This window comes from Paenibacillus sp. FW507-14B1B (assembly GCF_058781425.1).
Genome location: NZ_JBYSWS010000004.1, coordinates 427,012 through 442,318, shown reverse-complemented (window position 1 = coordinate 442,318; position 15,307 = coordinate 427,012). Strand labels below are relative to the sequence as shown.

General features: G+C 46.4%; 16 protein-coding genes. All 16 read right to left on the bottom strand.

The annotated features are described in order from the left end of the window. Positions 1-53: 53 nt before the first annotated feature. The 16 genes from spoIID to glyA all read right to left on the bottom strand — a co-directional run bounded on the left by spoIID (position 54) and on the right by glyA (position 15,239). Positions 54-1,586: a stage II sporulation protein D gene (gene spoIID / locus AC3WJJ_RS20695; protein ID WP_492543536.1), complete on the bottom strand. Its 1,533-nt coding sequence runs from the start codon at positions 1,584-1,586 to the stop codon at positions 54-56. Positions 1,587-1,879: 293 nt separating this feature from the next. Continuing rightward, positions 1,880-3,220 (bottom strand): UDP-N-acetylglucosamine 1-carboxyvinyltransferase, encoded by a 1,341-nt coding sequence (gene murA, locus AC3WJJ_RS20690; protein ID WP_422658607.1) that lies wholly within the window; start codon positions 3,218-3,220, stop codon positions 1,880-1,882. Positions 3,221-3,674: 454 nt separating this feature from the next. Next, positions 3,675-3,932, bottom strand: coding sequence for a DUF1146 family protein (locus AC3WJJ_RS20685; RefSeq protein WP_422658608.1), 258 nt, complete (start codon positions 3,930-3,932; stop codon positions 3,675-3,677). Between the two features lie 251 nt (positions 3,933-4,183). Next, complete coding sequence (locus AC3WJJ_RS20680) at positions 4,184-4,597, bottom strand: F0F1 ATP synthase subunit epsilon (RefSeq protein ID WP_422658609.1); 414 nt, start codon at positions 4,595-4,597, stop codon at positions 4,184-4,186. 92 nt (positions 4,598-4,689) lie between these two features. Next, positions 4,690-6,090 carry a F0F1 ATP synthase subunit beta gene (gene atpD, locus AC3WJJ_RS20675; protein WP_422658610.1) on the bottom strand — a complete coding sequence of 467 codons (1,401 nt, stop codon included), beginning with the start codon at positions 6,088-6,090 and terminating at the stop codon, positions 4,690-4,692. A gap of 102 nt (positions 6,091-6,192) precedes the next feature. Beyond that, positions 6,193-7,050: an ATP synthase F1 subunit gamma gene (gene atpG, locus AC3WJJ_RS20670; RefSeq protein ID WP_422658611.1), complete on the bottom strand. Its 858-nt coding sequence runs from the start codon at positions 7,048-7,050 to the stop codon at positions 6,193-6,195. Between the two features lie 274 nt (positions 7,051-7,324). Next, positions 7,325-8,839, bottom strand: coding sequence for a F0F1 ATP synthase subunit alpha (gene atpA / locus AC3WJJ_RS20665; protein WP_492543535.1), 1,515 nt, complete (start codon positions 8,837-8,839; stop codon positions 7,325-7,327). Positions 8,840-8,857: 18 nt separating this feature from the next. Then, on the bottom strand, positions 8,858-9,403 hold the full coding sequence (locus tag AC3WJJ_RS20660) for a F0F1 ATP synthase subunit delta (protein ID WP_422658613.1): 546 nt from the start codon (positions 9,401-9,403) through the stop codon (positions 8,858-8,860). Beyond that, positions 9,400-9,888 (bottom strand): F0F1 ATP synthase subunit B, encoded by a 489-nt coding sequence (gene atpF, locus AC3WJJ_RS20655; protein WP_492543534.1) that lies wholly within the window; start codon positions 9,886-9,888, stop codon positions 9,400-9,402. Before atpF ends, AC3WJJ_RS20660 begins: the two co-directional genes overlap by 4 nt. A 95-nt stretch (positions 9,889-9,983) precedes the next feature. Continuing rightward, the gene (gene atpE / locus AC3WJJ_RS20650) at positions 9,984-10,196 is read right to left on the bottom strand and encodes a F0F1 ATP synthase subunit C (protein ID WP_007128780.1); all 213 of its coding nucleotides are present in this window, start codon (positions 10,194-10,196) and stop codon (positions 9,984-9,986) included. 97 nt (positions 10,197-10,293) lie between these two features. Then, on the bottom strand, positions 10,294-11,040 hold the full coding sequence (gene atpB / locus AC3WJJ_RS20645; protein ID WP_492543533.1) for a F0F1 ATP synthase subunit A: 747 nt from the start codon (positions 11,038-11,040) through the stop codon (positions 10,294-10,296). 34 nt (positions 11,041-11,074) lie between these two features. Then, positions 11,075-11,452 carry an ATP synthase subunit I gene (locus AC3WJJ_RS20640; RefSeq protein ID WP_492543532.1) on the bottom strand — a complete coding sequence of 126 codons (378 nt, stop codon included), beginning with the start codon at positions 11,450-11,452 and terminating at the stop codon, positions 11,075-11,077. Then, positions 11,445-11,678, bottom strand: coding sequence for an AtpZ/AtpI family protein (locus AC3WJJ_RS20635; protein WP_422658618.1), 234 nt, complete (start codon positions 11,676-11,678; stop codon positions 11,445-11,447). Before AC3WJJ_RS20635 ends, AC3WJJ_RS20640 begins: the two co-directional genes overlap by 8 nt. Before the next feature lie 176 nt (positions 11,679-11,854). Continuing rightward, positions 11,855-13,012 carry a non-hydrolyzing UDP-N-acetylglucosamine 2-epimerase gene (wecB, locus tag AC3WJJ_RS20630; RefSeq protein ID WP_422658619.1) on the bottom strand — a complete coding sequence of 386 codons (1,158 nt, stop codon included), beginning with the start codon at positions 13,010-13,012 and terminating at the stop codon, positions 11,855-11,857. Positions 13,013-13,058: 46 nt separating this feature from the next. Further along, positions 13,059-13,688 (bottom strand): uracil phosphoribosyltransferase, encoded by a 630-nt coding sequence (upp, locus tag AC3WJJ_RS20625; RefSeq protein ID WP_422658620.1) that lies wholly within the window; start codon positions 13,686-13,688, stop codon positions 13,059-13,061. A 300-nt stretch (positions 13,689-13,988) separates the two neighbouring features. Then, positions 13,989-15,239 carry a serine hydroxymethyltransferase gene (glyA, locus tag AC3WJJ_RS20620; RefSeq protein WP_492543531.1) on the bottom strand — a complete coding sequence of 417 codons (1,251 nt, stop codon included), beginning with the start codon at positions 15,237-15,239 and terminating at the stop codon, positions 13,989-13,991. Positions 15,240-15,307: the final 68 nt, after the last annotated feature.

Genomic DNA, 15,307 nt, shown 5'->3' with positions numbered 1-15,307 from the left:
TCACCTCAGTAATCATTGTTACCGGGCTCTACTCTTTTATACGTGTGTTTCTATTATTTTTTTGGAGAGAGAAGTTTTGAAGTTTCTTCAAATGAAATACCAGTATAGTAGTGTCGCAGAATCTCTTTCGCCTTAGCTCCTTCTCGCGCCATTCCCTCTGCGCCGTACTGGCTCATGCCGACCCCATGCCCGTTGCCGTAGGTCGTGATGATCACTTCCCCGTCTTTCAAACTCCAGCTAAATTGACTAGAACGAAGCGCGAGCTTCTCTCTTATTTCTCTACCTGTAAACTTCTGGCCGCCAATTCTCACTTCCTGAATTCGGTTGCCTTTCGTATAAGAGATTACTTTAATCCACGATGCCGAGTTGCCACCTGAGGAGGATACAGGTATCGCAGCATCTGATAGACCAAGTCGTTTCGAAAACTCAGCGCGCGACATCCGGACCGTAGACTTAAACTTAGGAGAGATTTGCTCATCCCAGGGGCTCTCTACACTTCGAAGATAGGGAATCTCGTTCTTCCAATAGTCCTCTGAATTTTCAGTATAACCATTACTAGTTGAGAAAAAAGAAGCCGTGATCGGCTGACCGTTATAAGTCATGACAATGCCTCTGGTTTCCTTAACGGCTCGCCGCAGCTTATCAAGTTCAGCTTGCTTCCCTTGCGCTGCCCACTCTTGCTTCAGCTTCTCTTGTGATATGTATGCCTGATGGGTAACCGTATCGGTCACATCACTCTTATCGTCCGGCACACCGCTCTTGTCGCCGGACTTCAGCCGCTGCACGATGTAGGTCCGTGCTGCAATGGCTTGGGCCTTAAGTGCCTCAAGCTGGAATTCTGCTGGCATTTCGGCGGCTACGACGCCGATAATGTAGGTTTCCAGCGGGAGGGTCTCCACAGTGTCCGTCTTCGTTAAATAGACGGACACCGTGGGCTCTTCCGCCACCTGCGGAGCGGCGGAAGGGGCGGGCGCTGGCACGGGCGCCGGCGGTGCGGGCTTGTAGTCGCCGGGGGCGACGACAAGCAGCGGCAGCGCAAGCGCGAGGGCCAGCAGGCCCGCAGCGGCCCAGGCGGCAGGGTGCACCCGCACCCGCCGGCCAGGGGCCGCTGGACGCCGCGTGGCGAAGCCGCGGCGCCCGAAGCGAGAGGGCCGCGCGCGGAACGCGCGGGCGTCTCGCGGGTTTTGGTATGGCTTCACACTACCGTTCCATTCACCGCTAAGCCGCACATCATCAGGCTTAGAACTGCCGTGTCCCTCGCTACCATGCTTTACACCGCCTGCCTCGGATGAATTAACGGCTTCTTGAGATGAATGCTCATGTTCAAGCCGTTCTCGCGGCACTTTCATTTTTTTAAAGAATTCTTCAACAACTCCTTCACCGTTCCACTCCTCTAAACCTTCTATATTAGAGTCATTAGATTCACTTTCACTATTCTCACTAGCTGGAAACTTCCACTCAATCACTTTTGCGCTGGAACCTTCTGTTTCAAACTTTTCTTCTTTATAATCTTTTGATATATAACCTTTTGAATTTTTCTTCTCTGGTGTAATGGGGATTTGTATACGAACCTTCGAATCTTTCATTCCGACTCCCTCCTTATGCAGTTTAGAACACCGGAATTAACTTAAAACTTAGTCACTCGGCTTCTATTTTCATTTTTACTAGCTGCTTATAATTATGAGAGCCTTTCATTTGATAGAACCTTTTTGAGAGAGAAAGAAGAATCTACCCCATTTCTATTCTCTAAATATATAGTAACTTAATCGCTTGCGAGCTTTAGACTCCATCGATAGTAAACAAAAAAAGGGCCCTGCCATCTGGCAGGACCCTTCTTCATATGATGTTACGTCTCGTGCAATTGCGCAAGTAGTAACACTTACACCCAAGTTGGCTGTACTTTAAACAATTTACTGTCATCGGTCTTCGAAGCTTTAGGTGCTTTCTCATAATCCTTATCCTCTGTCGAAATACGCCAGATATCTGCACCTAAACCGGATAGCTTCTCAGCCAAATGAACATATCCACGATCGATGTGGTGTGTACCACTAACCTCAGTCGTTCCTTCGGAAACAAGTCCCGCCAAGATCAGTGCAGCTCCTGCGCGCAGGTCGGTTGAACATACCTTCGCTCCAGTCAGACGAGCACCACCTGTCACAATCGCTGAACGACCTTCAACCTTAATCTCAGCATTCATCAACTGAAACTCATCCACATGCATGAAGCGGTTCTCAAACACGGTTTCTGTTACAACACTTGTGCCTTCAGAAACGAGTAGGAGTGCCATCATCTGTGATTGCATATCTGTTGGGAATCCTGGATAAGGTAAGGTCTTAACGTCTACAGCCTTCAGTGGCTTATCCGCAATAACGCGCACACCATTCTCATCAGGCTGAATCGTTACACCCATCTCTTCCATCTTGGAGATGACTGGCCCCAAGTGATCAGCAATGGCGCCTTCCACATATACATCTCCACCCGTAATCGCTGCAGCAGCCATAAAGGTTCCTGCTTCGATACGGTCTGGAATGACATTATGCTTCACACCATGCAACTTCTCAACACCTTCGATACGAATAACGCCCGTACCTGCACCGCGTACAATCGCGCCCATTCCGTTCAGGTAGTTAGCTAAATCGACAATTTCCGGCTCTTTCGCCGCATTTTCGATAGTCGTTACACCTTCTGCTAATGTGGCAGCCATCATAATATTCTCAGTGGCTCCTACGCTGGCAACATCCAGATAAATCTTCGCGCCACGCAGTCTACCGTTACTTTTAGCTTCAATATACCCCTGACCGAGGCTGATCTCGGCACCCAACGCTTCGAATCCTTTAAGATGCTGATCGATCGGTCTTGTACCGATTGCGCATCCGCCTGGGAGTGAGATACGGGTTCGGCCGCAACGAGCCAGAAGTGGTCCCATGACCAAAAAAGAGGCGCGCATTTTCCGCACCCATTCATAAGGTGCTTCACATGTGGCTATGTGCTCTGCATTTACACGTATGACTTCGTCTTGATATGTAACGCCTGCACCAAGCGACTCCAACACTTTGCTAATTGTGATTACATCGTCAAGAGGAGGCGCATCAATAATGACGCTTTCTCCCACTTCCCCTAGAAGAGAGGCAGCGATGATCGGAAGAACTGAATTTTTTGCTCCGCTGACTTTGACGCTTCCGGTCAGTCTTTTGCCACCGCGGACGATAAATTTGCTCATCATGGTTTCCCTCCGCGTCCATAATTTTCCTGTAATTTAAAATCAATATTTCGATATTACTCATTCTCTAAATGCCATCTTATCATTGTTGATTTCAACGTTACAAGCGATTATAGGACTAATTCTGTTGTCAGGAAAACATTACCTAAATTATTAGGTGTATTCCTGATCATATTTGGTAAATAACATATGGTTATGTGAAGCCCAGTCCTCAGAATAGCCTATGCAAGATTTCTGTCTTGGTGACGCAGATTATGAGCATGTGAATGTTCATGTAATCTTTAATAGTCCGTAAGTCGTGTTAACTTTACAGACCGTGTATTTATTATTCATTGTTGACATAATAAAATGCGTTTATTCGACAACTTGCGCTGAGTTATCCTAAAGAGATATAACCATTCAAACAACATTCAAAACATTTTCATAAAAATAGCTTTCACTCGTGTACATCAGTTTAAAACATATATCGAATCATTTGGCTCCACATCATATAGTCGATTAAAAATTCGGCTACAAAACGACCAAGTACCACGGCAAGCAGTAAGTGAAGCAACTTACCTTGAGGGCTTTTGGGATTGCGGATAACCAAATCTAACTTTAAGGTTTGCAATGCCCACCACGCCAGCGCTATGCAGACAAGCGAAATGATAATGGATAATAGTCCGCTAACGCCAACCGCACCAGAGACAGTGTTTGAAATATCTTGATTCATTGCTCCCTCCTCATTCTCAGGTATACCATCCCCAAAAGGACCGACCCTTCTATAATACTTGTCAGCGCGGCAAGAATCCAGTACTTTCTAATGCCATTTCCTCGGAAATAAAATATTTTGATCAGAATGTCATATAAATGATCTAATTGGCTACGTAGTCGTCCCATTCATATTATGCAATGATTGGAGTACTTATATGAATGAACACAAAAAAAGGCAGTCCAGCTTGTAACAGCGGACTGCCTTTGATTCTATTGATTATTGCCACCGGAGATTTTAATCCGGTTCATAGCCCGTTGTAGAGCTAATTCAGCACGACGGTGGTCGATTTCATCTTGTCGTTTGCCGGCTTTCAGACGCATTTCAGCACGTTCTTTTGCGGCTTCCGCACGCTCCAGATCGATCTCTTCTGCTCTCTCAGCACTCTCCGCCAAAATAACAACCTTGTCCTTGCGGACTTCCACGAAGCCCCCTTGTACTGCAAACGGGGTTCTTTCGTTTCCGATCTTCACGAACACAGGTGCTACCTGAAGTGGAGTAACAAACGGGATGTGTCCTGGTAAAATACCCAGTTCTCCTTCAACCCCGCGCACCGTAACACTATTAACCTGCTCTGAATAAACGAGTCGGTCCGGTGTTACGATCTCTAACAAAAAGGTGCTCACTTCCATCCCTCCTCACCGTTTTCCGCAGAAAACTCGCGTAGCAGGCGCCGTTCGTAAGTTACGGGACGACCCGCATATCACGGAGCGTCAGCTTACATAGTTTTTGCTTTTTCCACTGCCTCTTCGATTGTTCCAACGAATAGGAAAGCTGCTTCTGGAAGATGGTCATGCTTGCCTTCCAGAATCTCTTTGAAGCTGCGAATGGTTTCTTTAACTGGTACATAAGTACCTGGCATACCGTTAAACGCCTCCGCAACGTGGAACGGTTGGGAAAGGAAACGCTCGATACGACGAGCACGGTTAACGATAGCTTTATCGTCTTCGCTAAGCTCATCCATACCCAGGATTGCGATAATATCTTGAAGCTCATTGTAGCGAGCAAGAATTTGCTTAACGCCTTGAGCGACATTGTAATGCTCTTCACCAACAATTTCAGGTGCAAGAATCCGTGAACTTGAAGCAAGTGGATCTACCGCTGGGTAGATACCTTTCTCGGAAATCTTACGCTCCAGGTTCGTTGTTGCATCCAAGTGAGCAAATGTCGTAGCCGGAGCTGGATCCGTATAGTCATCCGCTGGTACGTAGATTGCTTGAATGGAAGTAACAGAACCTTTTTTGGTGGAAGTAATACGCTCTTGCAGACGACCCATTTCGGATGCCAGCGTTGGCTGGTAACCTACTGCGGAAGGCATCCGGCCGAGAAGGGCGGATACTTCGGAACCTGCTTGTGTGAAACGGAAGATGTTGTCTACAAACAAAAGAACGTCTTTTCCTTCCTGATCACGGAAGTACTCAGCCATAGTCAAACCTGTCAATGCTACACGAAGACGTGCGCCTGGAGGCTCGTTCATCTGTCCGAACACCATCGCTGTTTTGCTGATAACGCCGGAATCTGTCATCTCGTGGTACAAGTCATTACCTTCACGAGTACGCTCACCTACACCAGCAAATACGGAAATACCGCCGTGCTCTTGAGCGATGTTGTTGATAAGCTCTTGAATCGCAACGGTTTTACCTACACCCGCACCACCGAAAAGGCCGATTTTACCACCTTTTTGGTATGGAGCTAGCAAGTCGATAACCTTGATACCTGTTTCAAGCATTTCTGCTTGTGTGGAAAGCTCATCATAAGCTGGAGCTTCACGGTGAATCGGGTTACTAACCTCAGAAACTACAGCACCTGCATTATCGATAGGCTCACCCAGTACGTTAAATACACGACCCAGTGTAGCGGATCCTACAGGAACAGTGATAGGTGCACCCAAATCTACTGCTTCTAGACCACGAGTAAGACCGTCTGTTGACGACATCGCGATACAACGAACCAGATTGTCACCCAAATGGTTGGATACTTCCAAAGTCAGATCAATAGAACGGCCGCTTTCCAATGTGCCTTCAATTTTGATAGCGTTGAAGATCTCTGGAAGCTGACCGCGCTGAAATTCAATGTCAACTACAGCGCCTGTAATGCTGACAACGCGTCCTTTGTTCATCTTTTCGTTTTCCCTCCTACCCGTTCGCCTTATATGACGAACGATCATCGTAAAGCGGCACAACGTGCCGCGTATCTATTAACGGAATCTTGTACAATCTAATTATTGAGCGTCGGCTCCAGCCACGATCTCGGAAATCTCCTGAGTAATGGCTGCTTGACGGGCACGGTTGTAAGTCAGAGTCAGATCGCCAATCAGCTTGCTTGCGTTCTTCGTCGCAGCTCCCATTGCCGTCATTTTTGCACCTAGCTCACTAGCTTTTGCATTCAGCATCGCACTGAAAATGAGCGTTTCTGCGTACTTCGGAAGCAACACTTCCAGTACACCTTCTGGTGATGGCTCATATTCGTAGCTCGATACATTAACTCCTCCACCAATGTTCTCCATTGGCAGAAGCTGATTTACTTCCGGATCTTGAGTCAAAGCATTGACGAACTTGTTGTAGCAAATGTACAACTCATCAATTTCACCAGACTCATACTGACGAACAGCTGCATTAGCGATGGACTTAATGTCCCCGTATGTAGGACTGTCAGACAGTTCCGTCAGCTCTTCCACAACCGGGAGTTCACGGCGACGGAAATAATCACGACCCTTACGTCCGATCACGAAGATAGAGTACTCATCTTTCGACTGATGACGTTCTGCAATAATACCCGATACTTTACGCAAAATATTAGAGTTAGACGCTCCAGCAAGTCCGCGGTCCGAGGTAATAACCAAGTAACCGGTTTTCTTAACTTCACGTTTCTCCAGCATAGGATGGCTGATTCCCTTGGTTCCAGCCGCGATACTGCCTACTACTTCTTTCAGCTTTTCAGAGTAAGGAAGGGCAGCGGTTGCCTTCTCCTGTGCTCTTCTCAGCTTCGCAGCAGCAACCATCTCCATTGCTTTGGTGATCTGCTTGGTGTTCTGGATACTTTTGATCTGCCGTTTAATGTCACGTAATCCTCTTGCCATGTTTTCACCACCTCAAAACTTTGGCGAGCCAAAGTTACTTCGAAAGCATTAACCTTAAAGCTTTGGCGAAGCCAAAGCTAACTTCGTAAGCGTAAACTAAACTTTGGCGGAGCCAAAGTTACTTCGTAAGCAATAACAAAACTTTGGCGAAGCCAAAGCTAACTTTATTAGCCATAACCTAGCTTTGGCTAGACCAAAGCCTTCATCCATATGTTGAAAGAGGATGCCGAGCATTTCATTGCTCGGCTCCCCTCCTATTGCACAGCTGAGGAGCTTACACCGAAGCTGCAAAACCTTTTTTAAATTGTTCAATTGCCGCTTTAAGTGCATTCTCATTATCCGCTACCAAGTCTTTAGTATCACGGATCGATTGCAGAATTTCTGGTTTGTTGCTCTCAACAAACGACAAGAATTCTTTCTCGAAACGACGAACGTTAGAAACCTCAACATCATCAAGATGTCCTTTTACTGCTGTATACAGGCTGACAACCTGCTGTTCAACAGAAAGTGGTTGGTTAACGCCTTGTTTCAGAATTTCCATCAGCCTTGAACCACGGTTCAAACGAGCCAATGTGGATTTATCCAAGTCGGAACCGAACTGGGAGAACGCTTGAAGTTCACGGTATTGAGCCAGGTCAAGTTTCAAACCGCCCGCAACCTTCTTCATCGCTTTGATCTGTGCAGAACCACCGACACGGGATACGGAAATACCCACGTTGATCGCTGGACGTTGACCAGAGTTAAACAAGTCAGACTCCAAGAAGATCTGTCCGTCAGTAATCGAAATTACGTTCGTTGGGATGTATGCTGATACGTCGGAAGCTTGTGTTTCAATAAATGGCAATGCGGTTAATGAACCACCGCCGAGCTCATCGCTAAGCTTCGCAGCGCGCTCTAGCAAACGGGAGTGCAGGTAGAATACGTCACCTGGGTAAGCTTCCCGGCCTGGAGGACGACGAAGGAGCAAGGACAATTCACGATATGCCGCAGCTTGCTTCGACAAGTCATCATAGATAATCAAGGCATGCTCGCCTTTGTACATGAAGTATTCACCCATTGCACAGCCCGCATAAGGAGCGATGTATTGCAATGGAGATGGCTCGGAAGCCGATGCAGTTACAATGATTGTGTACTCCAAAGCACCGTGACGACGCAATGTTTCAACAACCTGTGCTACTGTGGATTGTTTCTGTCCAATGGCAACGTAAATACATTTCACGCCGTTACCTTTTTGGTTCAGAATTGTGTCGATAGCGATCGTTGTTTTACCTGTTTGACGGTCACCAATGATCAACTCACGTTGTCCGCGGCCGATTGGAACCATCGCATCAATCGCTTTGATACCTGTCTGCATTGGCTCGTGTACCGATTTACGATCGATAACACCTGGTGCGTTGCTCTCTACTGGACGGTATTCAGCAGCCGCGATCGGCCCTTTACCATCAACAGGTTGACCCAGTGGGTTTACAACGCGACCTAGCAATGCTTCACCTACAGGAACCTGCATGATGCGGCCTGTACGTTTTACTTGATCGCCTTCTTTAATGTCGGTATAAGGTCCCAAGATTACGACCCCGACGTTGCTCTCCTCAAGGTTGAGCGCCAAACCTAAGACGCCGTTAGGGAATTCTAGCAATTCCCCGGACATAGCGTTCTCTAGGCCATATACGCGAGCAATACCGTCACTTACTTGAATAACTGTTCCTACTTCGGAGACAGCAATGTCAGATTTATATTCTTCAATCTGACTTTTAATTAAAGTACTAATTTCTTCAGGTCTGATACTCAACGTTTTCACCCCTATCTACTATGCTTGTCTGTTAAAAGACTTTTCAAGACGGTCCAGCTTGCCTGACAAACTGCCATCATATAGCTTATCGCCGATAGCGACCTTAAGGCCGCCCAGCAGACTCTCGTCAACGACATTGGTCACGCGGATCTTTTGCTGTGCCAGTTGTCCGAATTCCGAAGCCACTTGTTCCTTCTCCCGATCACTTAGCGGGTATGTGGAATATACTGTGGCATCGGCCATTCCGAGGCTAGCTCCCTGAATTTTCACGTAGCTGTTCAACAGTTCAGCGAACAGTCCAGTGCGTCCTTTTTCCAGAAGCAGCTCAATTGTATTCAGAACAGGCTTCGATATCTTCCCTGCAAGTGCCTTGTTCAAGACATCCATCTTAACGGAACGGGGAACATTCGGCGTGGAAATGAATTTTTGAATGTCGGCGTCTCCCTCAATAGCAGACACGACGGCTCTCAATTCTTGTTCCACTTCCAGACCCTTCTGCTGCTCAGCCGAAACTTCGAACAGCGCCCGCGCATACCGCTTGGCTGCTACCGTTTCTTGGCTCATGGTCTGCCTCCTACCTCTTTAAGGTATTGATCAACCAATTCTTCCTGAGCCTTGTCACTCTTCACTTCACGCTCGATCAACTTGGATGCGATCTTCACAGATGCAGCACCCAGCTCGTTGCGGAGTTCTGCAACCGCTTTGTTCTTCTCGTTCTCGATGTCGCGAACAGCTTCGGATTTAAGACGTGCAGCCTCTTCTTTAGCCAATTCCATAATCTGTTCAGCTTGTTTGTCGCTAGTCTGCTTGGAACGCTCGATGATCTCATGAGCATCCTTACGAGCTTGCTCCAACGCTTGTTTCTGCTCTTCTACATAAGTAATCGCCTTCTGGCGCGTCTCAGCTGCTTCGTTCATCTGATTCATAACCAGCTCACGGCGCTGTTCCATAATGGCAAACAATTTACCGAATGCAAACTTGTTGAGCAGGAAGTACAAAATAATAAACGCAATTATAGAGATTACAATTGTCTCCCAATGAATTGCCATTAAAGTCACTCCTTTCCATTATTGCGAAGTGCATTTCCTAACAAAACGAAGGCGCGGATGGCATCGGCCCTCCCCGCCAAACCGTTGTATTGTTATTAAGAAAACATGATCAAGAACGCGATAACTGTAGCTGCCAAAGGAATAACCTCAACGATACCTACACCGATAAACATTGTAGTCTGCAATTGACCACGTGCTTCTGGTTGACGAGCGATAGATTCTACCGTTCTGCTTACGATCATACCGTTACCAAGACCTGCGCCAAGTGCGCCCAAACCTACTGCAATAGCTGCTGCCAAAAATTCCATTGTTAAATATCCTCCTTAAAATTGTGCTTTTAGTTTTAAACTATAATATATCTCTTTCGAAACCACCCTGTTTAAGGGGCTTATCCGGCCGAGTTTATTAATGCTCTTCTTCGTGAATCGTAGTCTGCGCAATGTAAACCATTGTTAAGATTGTGAAGATAAACGCTTGTAGTGCGCCAATGAAGATACTGAAACCTTGCCAAGCAGCGAGGAACGGAACCCCGAAGAATCCAATTTTCAGTATGACGGAAATCAATACTTCCCCAGCAAAAATGTTTGCGAACAAACGGATTGCCAACGCAATCGGTTTTGCCAAGTTCTCAATAATATTGAGTGGCAGGAAGATTGGGAATGGCTCGATGTAGTGCTTCAGGTAATGTTTGCGGTTCAGCTTCAGACCCAGATAGTTCATCAAGATAAATACGACAATAGCAAGACCTGCCGTAACGTTGATGTCTGCAGTTGGTGATTTCCACCACAACACTTCATGGTGTTGAACTCCCACAAGCGGTTGACCGAAAACTGTGAAGTCGTCTGGCACTGTAGTTATCACTGAAAACGGAAGTCCCAGAATGTTGGCTACGAAAATGAACAAAATGAGTGTCAATCCCAAGGATATGTATGGTTTCCCTTTTTTCAAGTCCATAGCACTTGACACAACGCCTTGTACAAATTCCACTACCCATTCCATAAAGTTTTGCAGTTTGGAAGGGTTTTCGACAGATAAATTACGAGTTGCCAGCCATGCAAGTACGAAGACTACTACTCCAGTTACAAGAAGCATGAGTACTGCTGACAAATCGATATTGAATCCGCCAAGATTAATAATCGGTGAATCGTGCATAATTTTGTTTTCACCCCTTTCCAATTAGCGCTGATCAATGATTGTTTCTCAAGCCAAATATAATGCTGACAGGAATGGTCAACAACTGGGGAATGAACAGACCGGCAATGGTTGCGCCGAGTGATACCTGCTCCAGCTTCGCTGCGATGACTACAATCAAGAATCCGGTACAAAGTCTAGTTATAAAACCAAAGCTATACCGTCTGTTGTCTTGGCTGACCGCCAATTGTGCCAGCTGCCGCACTTTAATGGAAAGGAAGCGTACGTTAAACAAACCCGCTGCCATGCCCATGATCAAGCCCGAGAGAATCGGACGATAATCAGGGGATAAAGCCCAACCCAGTAATAATGCAGACAATAGTAGTATCGTCACTCTGGAAACAGCGTTCACAATGGATGTCAAATCATTCACTTTGCGCCCCCAAAAACTTTTTAATGAGAAGAGCAATATTCAAAATCCCTACAAAGAGCCCTGCAACGGTTCCAATCGCGAGCCAATATCTGGGCCCGTCCAGCAAATCAGCCAGCCACTTCCCACCGAAAAAACCGATCAGGATGTAAACTGCCAGCAATCCTCCGGCACTACTAATGTAAAGTGCAATCAACCAAGGGGAATCTTGACTATTTGGATTTTTCATATGAACCTCTAATCCCAACTCATTTTACTTAATATAACAATGCTTTGTCAATGAATCGATAACAGCGTTTTAGCATATAAAATCAAGCATTTTGCGCAGTCCAAACTGCGCAAAATGCCGCCAGAACCGTACAGTTCAACTGTATGCTGTGATGTTTGTCACGAGAATACACATTATTATGCTTTTGTGAACATTGTGTGAAATTCTTCCGGACGCTCATTCACGACCCCAAAATGGTGCAAAATCGCATTGACAATACGTTCCGATGCCTGCCCGTCACCGTATGGATTTGCGGCTTGACTCATAGAGTCATACAACGCTTTATCCGTTAGCAGAGCTTTCGTACGTGCATATACATCCTCTTCGTGGGTACCCACCAGTTCCAGTGTTCCTGCATCGATTCCTTCCGGACGCTCTGTCGTATCACGCAGCACCAATACAGGTACGCCGAACGATGGAGCTTCCTCTTGCAGACCACCCGAATCAGTCACAATGAGGTGTGTATGCGGATAGAAATTGTGCAAATCAACGACATCCAGCGGATCGATGAGCTTAATACGTGGATGATTGCCAAGGATCTCGTGTGCCGGTTCTTTAACCGCAGGGCTTAGATGAACCGGATAGACGATCGCGATATCCTCGAACTCATCAGCAATCCGTTTGATCGCACGGAAGATGTTCCGATGTGGTTCACCCTGTGATTCCCGGCGATGTGCCGTCATCAGGATCAACCGTTTACCCGCCGCCCAGTCTAGAACAGGGTGTTTATAATCAGGTTGTACTGTGTATTTAAACACATCTGTTACCGTGTTGCCTGTGATATAAATGGTTGAATCATTCTTATTCTCTTTGCGCAAGTTCTCTGCCGACCAGTTGGTAGGAGAAAAATGAATGTCTGCAAGTATACCCGTCAGCTGGCGATTCATCTCCTCAGGGTACGGAGAAAGTTTATTCCATGTACGAAGCCCTGCTTCTACATGACCTACCTGTATTTTTTGCAAGAAAGCTGCATAGCTGGCAAGGAATGTCGTCAGCGTATCACCATGCACCAATACAATATCCGGCTTAGCTTCCCGCAGGACAGGCTCTAGTCCCTCCAGCACTCTAACGGTAATTTCATTTAAGGTCTGACGGTCTTTCATGACATCGAGGTCATAATCCGGGACAATCTTAAACACGTCCAATACCTGATCGAGCATTTGCCGATGCTGCGCTGTTACGCATACTACGGATTCAATATGCTCGGGATGACGCTGAAGTTCCAGAATGAGTGGTGCCATTTTGATGGCTTCCGGACGAACGCCGAATATGGTCATCACTTTCACTTTAGACATGTTCGGTTAACCCCCTCTTTAAAACATTCTAATATTCTCTAGATTGTTACTTCGTGCCGTAGAGACGATCTCCTGCATCACCAAGACCAGGAATGATATATCCATGCTCATCTAAGCCCTCATCAAGAGCAGCCACATAGATATCTACATCCGGATGTGCTTCCTGAACAGCTTTCACACCTTCTGGTGCTGCTACCAGGTTCATCATCTTAATCTGGGTACAACCACGCTTCTTCAGTACATCAATCGCCGCAATCGCGGATCCACCTGTTGCCAGCATAGGATCGATAACGATCAGCTCACGTTCCGTGACGTCCGTAGGAAGCTTCGTATAATATTCTACAGGCTGCAGTGTCTCAGGGTCACGGAACAAACCTACATGTCCCACTTTTGCAGCTGGAAGTAGCTTAACAACACCGTCTAGCATACCAAGACCAGCACGCAGGATCGGAATCAATCCCAGCATACGACCTGAAATAACTTTCCCTTCCGTCTCAGCTACAGGTGTCTGTACCGAAATGGATTCCAGCGGTATACTGCGAGTAATTTCATAAGCCATCAACGTTGCTACCTCGTCGACCAACTCACGAAAATCCTTTGTGTTAGTCCGCATATCGCGGATAAATGTCAGTTTGTGTTGAATTAATGGGTGATCACAAATCACCAATTTTCCCATGTCAGGTCCCTCCGGTTGGTTACAATATGTTTTTCAATATGGATATGAATTCTAGCGGGCTCCATAAATCCTATCTATTATATCATCACCAAGCTTGATTTCACACCTGCAAGCATCATGTTTCTTCTATCTAATATGGGGAAAAACATGGCAGCTTCAAATCATTAACTTATCCTAGCATACTAGGTTTTCCAGTTATCCGAGAAAAAATGCTGAAATATTATTTTCTCAAAAAAAGCCCCGCCTTCTTTTTTTGAAGACGGGGCCAATGCATGGCTAGAATAAGATGCCTACCTATTTTTAGTATTTCATCTCTGGGTAAAGAGGGTATTTCTCTGTCAATTCAGCTACTCTGCGGCTTGCTTCTGCAAGTGTAGCTTCATCTTGCGGCTGACGAAGAGTCAGGGCAATGATCTTACCGATCTCAACCATTGCTTCTTCATCCATACCACGGGATGTAATAGCTGGTGTACCGATCCGGATACCGCTTGTTACGAACGGACTTGTCGGATCGAACGGAATAGCATTTTTGTTAACTGTAATTCCAATAGAATCAAGCACCTTCTCTGCGTCCTTACCCGTAATATCGAGATTACGTGTATCAACCAGCATCAGATGGTTGTCAGTTCCACCAGAAACGATGTTCAGGCCTTCAGCCATCAGCGTATCTGCAAGTACTTTTGCATTCTTCACAACTTGTTGTGCGTACACTTTGAAGGAAGGTTCGAGCGCTTCACCCAAAGCTACAGCTTTAGATGCAATAACGTGCATAAGAGGTCCACCTTGGGAGCCTGGGAATACTGCTTTATCAATAGCAGCAGCCCAAGGCTGTTTGCAGATGATCATACCACCACGTGGGCCACGAAGTGTTTTGTGCGTAGTAGTCGTAACAAAATGAGCATGTGGAACAGGGTTCGGATGCAATCCTGCTGCAACAAGACCTGCGATATGCGCCATATCAACCATGAACAGCGCACCCACATCGTTAGCGATAGAAGCCAGCGCTTCAAAATCGATGGTACGCGGGTATGCACTTGCACCAGCAACGATTAAACGTGGACGATGTTTGAAAGCTGCTTTACGAACTTCGTTGTAATCGATAAGGAATGTATCTTCTTGCACACCATAAGCTACAAAGTTATACAACAGACCAGATGCATTCACAGGACTTCCGTGTGTCAAGTGTCCACCGTGAGCGAGGTTCATGCCGAGAACCGTATCCCCAGGCTTAAGAGCAGCCAAATATACAGCCATGTTCGCTTGAGCACCTGAGTGAGGTTGAACGTTAACATGTTCTGCACCGAACAACTCTTTAGCACGGTCGCGAGCTAGATCTTCAACGATATCAACACGCTCACAACCACCGTAGTAACGTTTACCCGGATAGCCTTCCGCGTATTTATTCGTGAGCACGGATCCTAGCGCTTCGATAACCGCTTCACTAACGATATTCTCCGAAGCGATAAGTTCAATGTTGCTGCGTTGACGTTTGAGTTCCAAATCCATTGCTTCCAGTACAGCCGGGTCTTGCTTACGCAAATTCTCCATCATCTTCGTTTCCTCCCCAAATTCAAAAAATTTATATGGTATATCATCAATCACAACATCAAACTTACTAG

What these genes read in the sequence shown, in the direction of transcription:
- spoIID (WP_492543536.1), bottom strand. Translation starts at nt 1,586, where the DNA reads ATGAAAGATTCGAAGGTTCGTATACAAATCCCCATTACACCAGAGAAG.
- murA (WP_422658607.1), bottom strand. Translation starts at nt 3,220, where the DNA reads ATGAGCAAATTTATCGTCCGCGGTGGCAAAAGACTGACCGGAAGCGTC.
- AC3WJJ_RS20685 (WP_422658608.1), bottom strand. Translation starts at nt 3,932, where the DNA reads ATGAATCAAGATATTTCAAACACTGTCTCTGGTGCGGTTGGCGTTAGC.
- atpD (WP_422658610.1), bottom strand. Translation starts at nt 6,090, where the DNA reads ATGAACAAAGGACGCGTTGTCAGCATTACAGGCGCTGTAGTTGACATT.
- atpG (WP_422658611.1), bottom strand. Translation starts at nt 7,050, where the DNA reads ATGGCAAGAGGATTACGTGACATTAAACGGCAGATCAAAAGTATCCAG.
- AC3WJJ_RS20660 (WP_422658613.1), bottom strand. Translation starts at nt 9,403, where the DNA reads ATGAGCCAAGAAACGGTAGCAGCCAAGCGGTATGCGCGGGCGCTGTTC.
- atpF (WP_492543534.1), bottom strand. Translation starts at nt 9,888, where the DNA reads ATGGCAATTCATTGGGAGACAATTGTAATCTCTATAATTGCGTTTATT.
- atpE (WP_007128780.1), bottom strand. Translation starts at nt 10,196, where the DNA reads ATGGAATTTTTGGCAGCAGCTATTGCAGTAGGTTTGGGCGCACTTGGC.
- atpB (WP_492543533.1), bottom strand. Translation starts at nt 11,040, where the DNA reads ATGCACGATTCACCGATTATTAATCTTGGCGGATTCAATATCGATTTG.
- AC3WJJ_RS20635 (WP_422658618.1), bottom strand. Translation starts at nt 11,678, where the DNA reads ATGAAAAATCCAAATAGTCAAGATTCCCCTTGGTTGATTGCACTTTAC.
- wecB (WP_422658619.1), bottom strand. Translation starts at nt 13,012, where the DNA reads ATGTCTAAAGTGAAAGTGATGACCATATTCGGCGTTCGTCCGGAAGCC.
- upp (WP_422658620.1), bottom strand. Translation starts at nt 13,688, where the DNA reads ATGGGAAAATTGGTGATTTGTGATCACCCATTAATTCAACACAAACTG.
- glyA (WP_492543531.1), bottom strand. Translation starts at nt 15,239, where the DNA reads ATGATGGAGAATTTGCGTAAGCAAGACCCGGCTGTACTGGAAGCAATG.